Annotated in this window: 12 protein-coding genes; 3 read left to right on the top strand and 9 right to left on the bottom strand. The window is 70.2% G+C overall.

The features are described 5' to 3' along the window. Nucleotides 1-19 precede the first annotated feature (19 nt). The 3 genes from ABZ624_RS29500 to rimP all read right to left on the bottom strand — a co-directional run bounded on the left by ABZ624_RS29500 (nt 20) and on the right by rimP (nt 1,926). Nucleotides 20-316: a YlxR family protein gene (locus tag ABZ624_RS29500; RefSeq protein ID WP_360095433.1), complete on the bottom strand. Its 297-nt coding sequence runs from the start codon at nt 314-316 to the stop codon at nt 20-22. Nucleotides 317-406: 90 nt separating this feature from the next. Further along, entirely contained in the window at nt 407-1,405 is a 999-nt protein-coding gene (nusA, locus tag ABZ624_RS29495) for a transcription termination factor NusA (protein WP_360095430.1), read from the bottom strand. A gap of 2 nt (nt 1,406-1,407) precedes the next feature. After that, entirely contained in the window at nt 1,408-1,926 is a 519-nt protein-coding gene (gene rimP, locus ABZ624_RS29490) for a ribosome maturation factor RimP (RefSeq protein WP_360095427.1), read from the bottom strand. A gap of 232 nt (nt 1,927-2,158) precedes the next feature. Here rimP and ABZ624_RS29485 point away from each other — a divergent pair, with 232 nt between their 5' ends. Genes ABZ624_RS29485 through ABZ624_RS29475 form a run of 3 tightly spaced genes read left to right on the top strand, consistent with a single transcriptional unit; the run spans nt 2,159 to nt 4,115 of the window. Then, on the top strand, nt 2,159-2,656 hold the full coding sequence (locus ABZ624_RS29485) for a hypothetical protein (protein WP_360095424.1): 498 nt from the start codon (nt 2,159-2,161) through the stop codon (nt 2,654-2,656). Further along, on the top strand, nt 2,653-3,162 hold the full coding sequence (locus ABZ624_RS29480; protein ID WP_360095421.1) for a ferritin-like domain-containing protein: 510 nt from the start codon (nt 2,653-2,655) through the stop codon (nt 3,160-3,162). Before ABZ624_RS29485 ends, ABZ624_RS29480 begins: the two co-directional genes overlap by 4 nt. A gap of 50 nt (nt 3,163-3,212) precedes the next feature. After that, entirely contained in the window at nt 3,213-4,115 is a 903-nt protein-coding gene (locus ABZ624_RS29475) for an aminoglycoside phosphotransferase family protein (protein WP_360095418.1), read from the top strand. Between the two features lie 229 nt (nt 4,116-4,344). Here the strand turns inward: ABZ624_RS29475 and ABZ624_RS29470 are convergent, their stop codons facing one another. The 6 genes from ABZ624_RS29470 to ABZ624_RS29445 form a co-directional block, all read right to left on the bottom strand. Then, on the bottom strand, nt 4,345-6,051 hold the full coding sequence (locus tag ABZ624_RS29470) for a proline--tRNA ligase (RefSeq protein ID WP_360095415.1): 1,707 nt from the start codon (nt 6,049-6,051) through the stop codon (nt 4,345-4,347). 124 nt (nt 6,052-6,175) lie between these two features. Further along, a complete protein-coding gene (locus ABZ624_RS29465; RefSeq protein WP_360095412.1) occupies nt 6,176-6,718 on the bottom strand; it encodes a GNAT family N-acetyltransferase in 543 nt (180 codons plus the stop codon). A 29-nt stretch (nt 6,719-6,747) separates the two neighbouring features. Then, nucleotides 6,748-7,596, bottom strand: a complete 849-nt coding sequence (locus tag ABZ624_RS29460) for a GNAT family N-acetyltransferase (RefSeq protein WP_360095409.1) — start codon at nt 7,594-7,596, stop codon at nt 6,748-6,750. A 217-nt stretch (nt 7,597-7,813) separates the two neighbouring features. Then, complete coding sequence (locus tag ABZ624_RS29455) at nt 7,814-8,167, bottom strand: hypothetical protein (protein WP_360095406.1); 354 nt, start codon at nt 8,165-8,167, stop codon at nt 7,814-7,816. 106 nt (nt 8,168-8,273) lie between these two features. Next, entirely contained in the window at nt 8,274-12,599 is a 4,326-nt protein-coding gene (locus tag ABZ624_RS29450; RefSeq protein ID WP_360095403.1) for a DUF6531 domain-containing protein, read from the bottom strand. Next, on the bottom strand, nt 12,596-12,979 hold the full coding sequence (locus ABZ624_RS29445) for a hypothetical protein (protein ID WP_360095531.1): 384 nt from the start codon (nt 12,977-12,979) through the stop codon (nt 12,596-12,598). Before ABZ624_RS29445 ends, ABZ624_RS29450 begins: the two co-directional genes overlap by 4 nt. Nucleotides 12,980-13,002 lie beyond the last annotated feature (23 nt).

Here is a 13,002-nt window from a genome sequence, read left to right as displayed (position 1 = left end):
GGGTTCCGTACGGCACGTCTTACGGTGTTGCCTGCTCGGCAACTGTTGTCTGCTCGACGTATTGGCGCAACGCCTTTGTGTCGAGCGGCCCCGGGACGCGCAGTGCCCGCGGGAACGCCCGGCGGCGTACCGCCTGGTCGAGACAGATCAGGGCGGGGTGTACATACGCACCCCGGCCGGGCAGCGTACCGCGAGGATCGGGGGCGCATGCGTCCTCGATCCTCACGATCCGCAACAGATCGTTCTTGGCCGCCCGCTTCCGGCACCCCACACAGGTGCGTTCAGGGCATGCTCCGGCGTGCGTCCGGCCAGACACAGTTAAGTCTACCTCCCCGTAGCGACCTCACCCCTTTGGGGCAAAGATCGAACGGTTGTTGTCGTGATCTCAGCGACCCGCGGCCGGGATTTATTCCCCCGCCTGGTCCCCGGCCTGCTCGGTGTCGGGCCGGATGTCGATGCGCCAGCCGGTGAGCCGGGCGGCGAGGCGGGCGTTCTGCCCCTCCTTGCCGATCGCGAGCGACAGCTGGTAGTCCGGCACGGTCACCCGGGCGGAGCGGGCGGCCATGTCGACGACCTCCACCTTGCTCACCCGAGCGGGTGACAGGGCGTTCGCCACCATCTCGGCCGGGTCGTCCGACCAGTCGACGATGTCGATCTTCTCACCGTTCAGCTCGCCCATCACATTGCGCACCCGGCCGCCCATCGGGCCGATACAGGCGCCCTTGGCGTTCAGGCCCGAACGGGTGGACCGTACGGCGATCTTGGTGCGGTGACCGGCCTCACGGGCGATCGCGGCGATCTCGACGGACCCGTCGGCGATCTCCGGCACCTCCAGGGCGAAGAGCTTCTTCACCAGGTTCGGGTGCGTACGGGACAGGGTGACCGACGGTCCCCGGACGCCCTTCGCCACCCGGACGACATACGACCGCAGGCGCATGCCGTGCGGGTAGGTCTCGCCGGGCACCTGCTCCTGCACCGGCAGGATGGCCTCCAGCTTGCCGATGTCGACCAGCACGTTCTTCGGGTCGCGGCCCTGCTGGACCACGCCGGTGACGATGTCGCCCTCGCGCCCGGCGTACTCGCCGAGCGTCGCGTCGTCCTCGGCGTCGCGCAGCCGCTGCAGGATCACCTGCTTGGCGGTGGTGGCGGCGATACGGCCGAAGCCGGTGGGGGTGTCGTCGAACTCGCGGGCCTCCTGGCCCTCCTCGAGGTCCTCGGGGTCCTCCTTCGCCCACACGGTCACATGCCCGGTCTCCCGGTTGAGCTCCACGCGCGCGTGTCGGCGGCTTCCCTCGGTGCGGTGGTAGGCGATGAGGAGGGCCGACTCGATCGCCTCGACCAGCAGGTTGAAGGAGATCTCCTTCTCCCGAACCAAGCCCCGCAGGGCACTCATGTCGATGTCCATGGCTACGCCTCCTCCTCTTCCTTCATGTCCTTCTTGACCTTGTCGTCCTTGCGGTTGAACTCGACCTGCACGCGCGCCTTGTCGATCTCCGGGAAGCCGAGTCTGCGGGTGGTCGCCTTGCGGCCCTTGACCCCGGGGACCTCGACGTCGAGACCGTCCTCGTCGGCCTTCAGGATCCTGGCGACCAGCTCGCCGCCCTCGGTCAGCTGGAACTTCACGAGCCGCTCGGTGGCGCGCACGAAGTGCCGGTGCTCGGTGAGGAGGCGCTCCGCGCCGGGGGTCCCGACCTCCAGGTCGTACGCCGCGTCGCCCATCGCGTTGGTCTCGTCCAGCTTCGCCGAGAGCGCACGGCTCACATCGGCGATGGCGTCCAGGTCCGCTCCGGTGTCGGAGTCGACGACCACGCGCAGCACCCGCTTGCGTCCGACGGAGTCCACGGCGATCTCTTCGAGATCCAGTCCCTGGGAGGTGACGAGCGGTTCCAGCAGCTCTCGCAGCCTCTCGCTCTGGGTGGTGCTCATCCGGGTGACTCCTCGGCCGCGTGTGCTGTTGTGGGATGGGGCGCGTGTCTGGTCAAAGGGTATCCGGTCGCGAGGACTGTTGCTGTCCCCTCCAGGGGTGGGGCTGCCCCACGCCCCTCGGGGCGGGTCCGCTGAGCCGGTGACAAGAAGCGGAGGTGTGCGCGGGTACCGTGATCACGGCGGGGTGCCCTCCCGCCCGTGTGTTCGTACGAGGCCCCCGAGGACGTCAGCCGTGCCGTACCCGCCACCCCTCCGCACCCCCTCGGGGCCGCGCAGAAGATCCCTGCTCGCCTCGGCCGCCGGCGCCGCGCTGCTGGTGGGTTGCTCAGCCGATCCGGACTCCGGCGGCGGCCCGTCGGCGACGGCACGGGCACGCGCGCGTGCGGCGGGGGACAGCCGTGGGCTGCTGGAGCGGTACGACGCCGTCCTCGCGGCGCATCCGGGGCTCGCGGAGCGGCTGCACCCGCTGCGCGCCCAGGTCGCCGCCCACGCCGCGGCCTTCACGGACGGTGCGCCGCCCACGACGACGGCCTCGGTGTCCCCCTCCCCCGCCCCCGTTCCGGCCGCCGAGAAGGACGCGCTGGCCGGGCTGGCCGCCGCCGAGCGCGCCCTCGCCGGCCGGCGTGCGAAGGAGCTGCTGGAGGTGCCCGGCGAGCTGGCGCGGCTGCTGGCGTCGGTGGCGGCGGCGGGCGCCACGCACGCGTACCTGCTGACGGAGGCGGCGAAGTGAGCGGCAGAGCGAGGGACGAGGCGAGGGCGGCCGAGCTGACCGCGCTGCAGGCGTCGCTGGCGGCGGAGCACGCGGCGGTGTACGGGTACGGCGTCGTCGGCGGCCGGATCGGCGCGGCGCGCCAGTCGGAGGCGCGGGCGGCGTACGACGCCCACCGGGCGCGCCGGGACGCGCTGACCCTGGAGGTCCGCGATCTGGGCGGCCAGCCGGTCGCCGCGAACGCCGCGTATGCGCTGCCCTTCCCGGTGCCGGACTCGGCCGCGGCCGTACGGCTCGCCGCCCGGCTGGAGGAGCGGGTGGCCGGTGTGTACGCGGATCTGGTGCGGGCGGCGACGGGCGCGCGGCGTGGTGCGGCCGCCGCGGCGCTGCGGGAGGCCGCGGTGCGCGCGGTGCGCTGGAGCGGGGAGAGCGTAGCCTTCCCTGGGCTCGCCGAGCGGGCCGACGAGGGGACGAGTGCGGCCGGCGCGGCCCCGCCGGCCTCCGCCTCGGTGGCACCGTCGCGGTGACCCGGTGACGCCCGTACGACAGGAGCCGACTGGAAGGGAACGACTCGCGCATGGCTTTCGAACCGCCGCCGCGCCTGGTACGGGCGCTCGGTGAGACGGCACCGGCCGGGGACGCCTGGCTGGCGGAGCTACCCGCGATCGCCGAACGGGCCGTCGCCCAAGGCGACTTGACCGTGGAGCGGGTCCAGGTGCCGGGCGGGCGCAGCAGCCTGGTGGTGCTGGTGCGGCGGGCGGACGGCACCCCGGCCGTGCTGAAGCTCGCCCCGCCGAGGGCCCGCCCGGAGAGCGAGCGGGCGGCGCTGGCGCGCTGGGGCGGACGGGGCGCCGTACAGCTGCTGGAAGCCGGTGCCGAGGACGGTGTGCTGCTGCTGGAGCGGCTGCACCCGGATGTGTCGGTGCGGTCGCTGCCGGAGGCGAAGGCCCTGCTGGAGGCGGCGGGGACGCTGCGGCGGCTGTGGGTCGAGCCGCCGGCCGGCCATGCCTTCGAGACCGTCGCCGAGCGCACCGGGCGGCAGGCGACGGCGATGCGGGCGGGCGCGGACGCCGACCCCGAGGTGGCGCCGCTGGTCGACGCGGCGCTCACGGCCCGCGACGAGCTGCTGGCCGCGCCGCTCGAACAGCGCTTGCTCCATGGCACGTTCCGGCAGAGCAAGGTGCTCGCCGGGGAGCGGACGCCGTGGCTCGCGGTGGGGCCGGATCCGGTGGTCGGTGAGTGTGCGTTCGATCTGGCGCGGCTGGTACGGGACCGGGTGGAGGACCTGATCGCGGCGCCGTCCGGAGCGGCCGTCGTCCGGCGGCGGGTGAAGCGGCTCGCGGAGTCGCTGGAGGTGGACCAGGAGCGGCTGCGGGGGTGGACGCTGTTCCGGGCTGTGGAGTCCGGGGTCCGTGCGGTCCGGGTGGGGCGGCCGAAGGACGCGGAACTGTTGCTGGAGTTCGCGGGCTGGCTCTCCTGACCCGGGCGGGGGGGCGGCGGCCTGTCACGAGATGGCGCAGCCGGCAGGCCTTCCTCGGCGAGCCGCGCAGCTTCTTCCACGACGGTGACAGGCGCCTGTCCGCGGACGAGGTGGGCGATCTCTTCCGGGAAGGCGTGCTGCTGAGCGGCACGGCGGTCCCGGAACGCCGAACCGGCCCGCTCGCGCAGGCGAGCGGGCCGGTTCGGGGAGTATGCGGCCCGGGCGGCGGTCAGGCGGCCGTGAGGCGGGCGATCGCGTCCTCCACGGACAGTTCCTCGCGCTCGCCGGTCTTGCGGTCCTTCAGTTCCAGGACGCCCTCGGCGGAGCGGCGGCCGGCGACCAGGATCTGCGGGACGCCGATCAGCTCGGCGTCGGTGAACTTCACGCCCGGGGAGACACCGGCCCGGTCGTCGACGAGGACGCGCAGGCCGGCGGCGCGCAGCTTCTCGGAGACGTCGAGGGCCAGCTCGGTCTGCAGGGCCTTGCCGGCGGCGACCACGTGCACATCGGCCGGGGCGACCTCCTTGGGCCACACCAGGCCCTTGTCGTCGGCGGTCTGCTCGGCGATGGCCGCGACCGCGCGGGAGACGCCGATGCCGTAGGAGCCCATCGTGACGCGGACCGGCTTGCCGTTCTGGCCGAGGACGTCGAGCTTGAGGGCGTCGGTGTACTTGCGGCCCAGCTGGAAGATGTGGCCGATCTCGATGGCGCGGTCCAGCTTCAGCCCGGTGCCGCACTTGGGGCACGGGTCGCCTTCCTGCACGACGACGACGTCGACGTACTCGTCGGCCTCGAAGTCACGCCCGGCGACGACGTTCTTCGCGTGCGTGTGCTCCTTGTTGGCGCCGGTGATCCAGGCGGTGCCGGGGGCCACGCGCGGGTCGGCGATGTACTTCAGCTTCTCGCCCAGGCCCTGCGGGCCGACGTAGCCGCGGACCAGGTCGGGGCGGCCGGCGAAGTCCGCCTCGGTGACCATCTCGACGACGGCCGGGGCGAAGTGCGCCTCGACCTTGTCCAGGTCGACCTCGCGGTCACCGGGCACGCCGACGGCGACGATCTCGCCGTCCACCTTCACCAGCAGGTTCTTCAGCGTGGCGGAGGCCGGTACGCCGAGGGAGGCGGCCAGCGTCTCGATGGTCGGGGTGTCGGGCGTGGGGATCTCCTCCAGGGCCGGGACGGCCGAGCCGTCCACCGGCTGGAGCGCGTAGGTGATCGCCTCCGTGTTGGCGGCGAAGTCGCAGTTCGGGCAGTCCGCGAAGGTGTCCTCGCCGGCCTCGGCCGGGGCCAGGAACTCCTCCGACTTCGAGCCGCCCATGGCGCCGGCGGTGGCCGCGCAGATGCGGTAGTCCAGGCCGAGGCGCTCGAAGACGCGCTGGTAGGCCTGGCGGTGCAGGGCGTACGACTGGGCGAGGCCCTCGTCCTCCAGGTCGAAGGAGTACGAGTCCTTCATCAGGAACTCACGGCCGCGCAGGATGCCGGCGCGGGGGCGGGCCTCGTCCCGGAACTTGGTCTGGATCTGGTAGAGGATCACCGGCAGGTCCTTGTAGGACGTGCACTGGTCCTTGACCAGGAGGGTGAAGATCTCCTCGTGGGTGGGGCCGAGGAGGTAGTCGCCGCCCTTGCGGTCCTTGAGCCGGAACAGCTCCTGGCCGTACTCGTCCCAGCGGCCGGTCGCCTCGTAGGGCTCACGGGGCAGCAGGGCGGGGAGGGTGACCTCCTGGGCGCCGATGGCGTCCATCTCCTCCCGGACGATCCGCTCGACGTTGGCGAGGACCTTCTTGCCGAGCGGCAGCCAGCTCCAGATGCCGGCGGCCGTGCGGCGGACGTAACCGGCGCGGACGAGGAGCTTGTGGCTGAGGACCTCGGCGTCCGCCGGGTCGTCGCGCAGCGTCTTCGCCATCAACTGGGACATGCGCTGGACCGGTGCGTTCGCCATGGTTCTCGTACTCCTGCCGGGTAAGGGTGATGGCATAGGAGGTTAGCCGGGCTGGCTGTGCCGGTGGAAATCGGATATGACCCCGGCTTTGCCCGCGGCCTTGCCTAATACTTTGCCTGCGGCTTTATCCGCGGCTCTCTCTGCGCCGCAGCGGCAGAGGGGCGCCCATCACCACGTACGGCCGTGGCGCGCTCGGGAAGTGGACCTGGCGGGCGAGGTCCACATAGCCGAGGGAGTGGTAGAGGCCGCGGGCCGGGCTGTCGGTGTCGATCGCGGAGAGGATCGAGCGGGGTTCGGCGGCCGTGTCGGTGATCGCGGTGATCAGGCGGCGGCCGATGCCGCGGTTCTGGTGGTCGGGGTGGACGTGCAGCTCGGTGATCACGAAGGAGTCGTCCAGCCAGAAGTCATGGCCGCCCGCGCGGAGGTAGGGCTCCACGACGGTGGACCACCAGTGGGTGCGGGCGTTCGGCATGCCGTACACGAAGCCCACGAGGTGACCGCCCACCGTGGCCCCGAGGGCCCGCGCTCCCCGGTACTGCATATGGCGCTGGACGATCTGGCGGCGTACGGCGACTTCGTCGGGGCCGAGCCCGAAGGCGACGGCCTGGACGGCGAGGGCCTCGTCGACGTGAGCTGCGAGGTCCAAGGGGCCGATCACGAGGTCCATGACGGGAGCGTACAGGGGTGTACAGGGCTTCAGAACAGCACACTCATGAAGGCGCCCACCTCTTGGAAGCCCACCCTGCGGTACGTCCGCCGCGCCGCCGTGTTGAAGTCGTTCACGTACAGGCTCACCACCGGGGCCACGTCGGCGAGCGCATACCGCAGGACGGCCGCCATGCCGGGGGCGGCGAGTCCCCTCCCCCTGTACTCGGGGGCCACCCACACACCCTGGATCTGGCAGGCCTGGCTGGTCGCCGCGCCGATCTCCGCCTTGAAGGCGACCCTGCCGTGCTCGTCGAGGCGGGCGAAGGAGCGGCCGGCGCCGACGAGTTCGGCGACACGGGCCTGGTACAGCAGCCCGCCGTCACCCGCCATCGGCGATACCCCGACCTCTTCCGTGAACATCGCCACGCACGCCGGCATGATCGTGTCCATTTCGTCCTTGCGGACGCGGCGGACATAGGGGTCCGGGGCGATGTCGGCGGGCATGCGGTCGGTGACCATCAGCGGCTGGTGGGCGCGGACCTCGCGGGCGGGGCCCCAGTGGGGTTCCAGCAGGCGCCACAGCGCGGCGGTGGGGTCGGCGGGGCCGACGATGGACGAGCAGCGCCGGCCGGCCCTCCTCGCCCGGTCCGCGAAGGCGCGGACGGCGCGCGGGGTGGCACAGACCGGGACCAGGTTGGCGCCCGCATAGCAGAGGGACGTGAGCATGCCGTCCTCGTACCAGCCCCACATCTCCCCGCCCAGGCGCCACGGGTCCAGCCCGGCGACCTGGACCCGGGCCGCCACGAAGGCGTTCGTCACCGGCTCGCGGCCGAGGACGGCGAGCGCGGCGTCGAGGTCGCTCGGTTCGAGCACCCGAGAGGTGGTCTGGGTCAACACGTAGGGGGGCCTCACCCTGGGGTTCTGCTGGTCCCGGAACTGTACCCCGAGGGGTTGTGAGGCGCTTCGTGGTGCGGACGGCTCAGCAGGACGACATCGAGGGCGAGCCTCGCGTGAACACCCCGTCGGCGTCGCGCATCCGTCGGCCCTGCATGCGGGTCGAGTACATCAGGCCAGTAGGGGCCAAGGCGCGTGCCACAGGAAGCGTGGCGTCGACCTACCCGGCCGAAGACTGCACCGACCGGAGGAACTCCCTGACTTCGTCGATGGTCGTCTGCCACTCAGAGATCTCATGCCCATCTTCATCGATCGTGGAACGCGGTTCCACGAAACGCCAAGGCTCGTTCGGCGTGAAATCATCTGCGATTTCTTCGAGGAAAATAATCGAGTTCTGGACGTAGACGACGCTTCCCGACCGGTAGAGGGGCCAACAGAAGATAAAGTTGCTGTTCGCCGGATCCGTGATGGATGAAACAAGGCACGATACGGCATACTCCGCCCGTTCGAGAACCTTCAACGCCCGGATCCAGCTGGCTTGGTACTGTTCCACACCCCAATAGGTCAGATCCATCGGAAAATTCTCCCCGAAGTCTCGCACCGTAATGCGGCCAACCGCGCCAGCGCCTGCCGCGGCTTCGGCGGGCTGTGGCACGGAGACGACTTGAATAGAGAATGCGTCACTTCTTGAGGTAGTTGAGATCTGGGTCGTAGGTGCCAACCCTCTGCCCCTTCTTGTTGAACATCTTCCAGCCGTCGGAGACGTTGTGACCGTCGACGTCCGGCGTAATGTAGTTCTTCCCGTTGGAAAATACCTCTTGCCCGTGGGAATTAAAGGGAGCTTTCTGAGGTGAAATCCTGCGGGTGTACCCGAGGTCGGCAGCCCTGTCCGCCGGGGTCGCAGCAAAGAGTTCTGCGTTCGCGTCCCTCCGCTTCCCCACCATATCCGGATGATATGGGTCCTTCTCCAACGCTGGAGATGGCGTATAGCCTTCGGGAAGGATCTCGTCGTCGCAGGGAGTCAGACCGAGTGGGTCGGCCCAGGTGTGAGGGTTGTGAACGTAGGTGACGGGGTTCGGAGCAGGGGTGAGCCCAAGCGGGTCGGGCGTGAGATAGCGCGCAGTTTCGGGGTCGTAGTGACGGAAGTAGTTGTAGTGGAGGCCGGTTTCGGGGTCGTAGTACTGGCCCGGGAAGCGCAGAGGCGTGTAGGCAGTGCTGTTCACGGTCCACGCCGTCGTTCCCCAGAGAGTGCTGCGGGTGTGCCAGGCGATGTCACCCTGCTCGTCGATGAGTTCGCTGGGAGTGCCGACCAGGTCGGTAATGATGGCGAAGAAGCGGGAGTCGATCTCCTCTTGCGGGGCGTGGGCCGCCATGATGCGCTCTGTTTGAGCCAGAGGGCGTAGGCCCTGGTGGTCCCAGGTGAGGGTAACCGCATTCGTGAGGTTCGGTGAGGTCGTTGTCTGTTCGCAGAGGGTGGTGCCGTCCCAGGTGAAGTCCACCCTTTCCAGCACCGTTTCGCCGTCCTCCGCCATGCGGAGCTTCGCTATGCGGCGACCCAGAGGGTCGTAGGCGTAGCGCCAGCGGGTGCCGTCCGGGGTGATGACCGACGTCAGGCGGTCCTCAGCGCCCCACTCGTAGTGCCAGGTGTCCGGCTTCCTCGACAGGCGGGTCTTCTGGCGGAGCGTGATGCGGCCGAGCACGTCGTGTTCGTAGCGGACGTGGCCGGCTCGGGTGATCCGAGTGCCCGTGTAGGTGCGGGGACCGGTCGCTTCCTGGCCCGGGTGCTTTGCCGGCCAGCTTGCTGTCGTTTGGTTGCCTGCGTCGTCGTACGCGTACCGTTCCGTCCAGCCTGTCGCGTGGACCGCCGTCACCCTGCCCGTCGCGTCCAGGTCGAAGCGGCGGGTGCCGGAGAGATGGTCGTCGATGGCGGTCAGGTTGCCGTCGGCGCGGTAGGTGTACGCCCTGCTCTGCAGCAGGCGGCCCGCTGCGCCGGTCACCGCTTGCGTCGTCAGGCGACCCAGGGGGTCGAAAGTCTGTCCGAGGGTGACCGTCTCACCGATGTGGCGGGTCAGTTCACCGCCCGCTTCGTCATAGGCGAAGTCAATCGTGCGGCCGTTGGTGGTCAGCCGGGTGCGGTGGCCCGCCGCATCGTACTCCCAGGTGCTCTGAGCTCCGGTGGGGGTGGTGCGAGAGATACGGCGACCCAAGGTGTCGTAGGCGTACGTCACTGTCCGGCCATTGACCGTCTCCGAGTGCAGGCGGCCGTAGCGGTCGCGCAGCAACGTCACTGTCGTGCCGTCCGGCCCCGTGGCCTGGGCCAGATGATCGGTGAAGTCGTAGGCGTACGTGGTGAGGTCGCCGGCGGCGTTCTTCGTGGTGATACGGCCCAGGGCGTCGCGTTCGAAAGACGTCACCTCGCCGAGGGCGTTCCGGCATGAGACCAGGCGACCCGCCGCGTCGTACTCGTACGTCAGCGTGCGATCGTCGAAGTCCTTCTCCGTCACCAGCTGGCCGACCGGGTCGTAGGCGTACTCCCACGTCAGACCCTGTGGATTGGTGACCTTTGTCAGGCGGAGCTCGGTGTCGTGGTCGAATGTGTAGCGGGCGCCGTCCGGGCCCGTGCGGGCGGCAAGCAGGTCGAAGTGGGTGTATTCGAAGAGGGAGACGCCGCCGACGGGATCTGTGTGCCTCGTGCAGTTGCCCTCGCCGTCATAGGTCCACGTCTTCGTCGCGCCGTCCGGGGCCGTGCGACGCGCCAGATAGCCTTCCACCGTCCATTCCAGGTGCGTCGTCGCGCCGGTGGGGTCTGTGATCGCGATCGGGCGGCCGAAGGCGTCCCGGGTGTAGCGGGTGACCGCGCCCAGCGGGTCGGTCACCTCGATCGGGAGGCCGGCGCGGTCGCAGATCACCGTCGTCGTGTTGCCCAGCGGGTCCGTCACCGACGTCAGGTGGCCGGCTTGCGTATAGGTGAAACGGGTCGTCTGGGCCGCCGGGTCTGTCACCGACGTGCGGTTGCCCCGGTCGTCGTAGGCGGTGCGGTGGGTGTTGCCGTCCGTGCCGATCACCTTCACCGGCAGGCCGAGTGCGTTGTACTCCGCCCTCGTCTCTCGGCCGTCCGGGCGAGTGATCGACGTGAGGTTGCCCTCGTCGTCGTAGCGATACGTCGTGGTGTGGCCCAGGGGGTCCGTGACGGACAGCAGGCGGTTGCAACGGTCGCGGGCGAAGTGGGTGGCCGCGCCCAGGGGGTCGATCTCCGTGACGACCTGGCTGTTGGCGTTGATCAGGTAGCGGCGGGTGTGGCCCTCTCCCGTCACCGTGGTGGTGACGCGGTGGCCGGTCGCCGGGTCCGTGTCGTCGTAGGAGAGGCGCAGGGCCATGTGGCCGTGGGAGCCGCTCTCGGCTATGCAGCGGTCCCGGTCGTCGTACTCGTAGGTGTAGCTGCGGTCGTTCGTGTCCGTCCAGGACACCACCCGGCCGCGGTCGTCGTAGCCGAAGCACAGGGGCAGGCCTGAGCTGTTGATGACCTCCGTCAGGTGGCCTTCGGCGGAGTAGCCGTAGCGCTTGATCTCCTGGTCGGTGCCGTCCTTGGCCGCGCCCGCCAGGTGCAGGGCCGTGATCCGGTCGCCGGCCGTCGTGATCTTCAGGCGGTAGCCGGCGGAGGAGGCGATCGCGAGCGGGGTGCCTTCGGCGGTGTACTCGAAGGTCAGCCAGTTGTCGTTGCGGTCGTCTATCTGTTCCAGGACCGCCCGGTCTTCGGTCTGGTCGGCGAAGTGCCAGACGCGGCCGGAGACGGGATCCGTGATCGTGTAGCCGTCGTCCACGCGGGACAACGGCCAGCGGCTGCTGCCGTGGGTGGGGAGCGTGGGTGCGCCGGGCTCGGGGTGGGAGTAGGTCAGGAGGCGGCCGTCCTCCGTGACGAAGACGATCCCCTCGGCGTCGATCGCCAGGTGCTGGTCGACCGTCGAGGACCAGGACGGGCCGAACCAGTGGCCCAGCCGGTAGCCGGACTCCACGCGGCGGGTGAAGACCAGGGGCAGGGTGCCGGGGAGTACGACATCCGTCTGCGGCAGGTACATCTTGCCGGTGACCAGGTCGACCGGGTCGGTGTTGTCATCGCAGACCTTGTTCTTCGGGTTCTCCGCCACGCCCTCCGGATCCTCGCCCACGGCCTCGCGGGCCGCGCTGCGCGCGTCACCCGCCGCGACCTCCTCGCCGGTGCGCAGCCCGGAGCCCAGCCCGTCGAGTTCGCTGGGCAGGGCGCGGGCGCCGGGAATGGAGACGCCGTCGAAGAGGGCGCGGAAGCCGCCTGCCTCGCCTGCCGCCTTGGCGAGGGCTCCCCCGCCGCCGAACATGCCGCCGAAGACCATGCCGGTCGTCGCCGCGTCGCTCGCCTCGTCGAGGCTGAAGCCCTTGCTCTCGCCGGTGGCGATGGCGACCGGCTGGGTGACGGCCAGGTCGACGGCGACGGACTCGACGCCGCCGAACGCGGCCGTGGCCAGGGTGGTGCCCGCGATCGTGGCGACCTCGGTGGAGACCTCGACGCCCAGGGTCCCGGCGAGTTCCACGATGCTCGCGGTGGCCGCCGCTGCCGCGCCTTCGGAGATACCGGCCGTGAAGATGGCGAGCGCGGTGCCGGCGACGATGGTCGCGCCGACGATCTCCAGCTCGTGTTCCAGCTGCTTGACCGCCTTGTGCACGACGTCGGCGTACTTGTCCAGCGCCTTGGCCATGCCCCGGGCGGCGTCGGCCATGTCCTTGAGCCAGCCGTGGCCGTTGTAGTAGTAGCGGCGCCAGTACGGGTCGTCGAAGGCGGAGATCGCCTCGCCCTTGTTGTTGTCGATGATGCCGCGGGCCGACTTGTTCGCCGCGGCCAGTACGTCTTCGATGTCATCGGCGAAGGCCCGCCAGGCCTTGGCCGCGTCCCGCAGCCCGTCCTCGTCGGCCGCCGGCCACCACATGCCGGTGAGGTCCTGGACGATCTGCTTCGCCTTGTCGGCCGCGCTCACTTCGGCTGGCCCCCACCCTCGCCGTGGCCGTCGTGCTCCACCTGGATCCTGCTGAACATCGAGCGCACGAGTTGCTCGTTGTCGATGTGGCCGTCCGCCATGTCGGTCATCGCCTTCTCGATGCTGGCGAGGCCCTGCGCGAGGATGGACGCGGCCTTCTCGATCTTCGTGACGTTCGGGTCGTAGACCTTGTGGAACTCCTTGCCCTGCTTGTCGTCACCCCATGGCGAACCGGCCGCCGCGAGCGCCGTCTTGAGCTTGGTCAGCGCCTTGGTGAGATCGGTACTGTGCGTGTGGAAATGCGGAGCCGTCTGCTTCAGATCGGCCATCTTGATGTCGAGTATCTTGCCGTCGCCGCCGCTGCCGCCCTGGTCACCCATGGTGCCGCGCCCCTCCCCGTCAA

The sequence above is a fragment of the Streptomyces sp. NPDC007205 genome, assembly GCF_040634095.1.
In the GTDB taxonomy this organism is placed as follows: Bacteria; Actinomycetota; Actinomycetes; order Streptomycetales; family Streptomycetaceae; genus Streptomyces.
The sequence above is the reverse complement of the archived record's forward strand: the minus strand, read 5'-3'. Positions and strand labels throughout refer to the sequence as shown.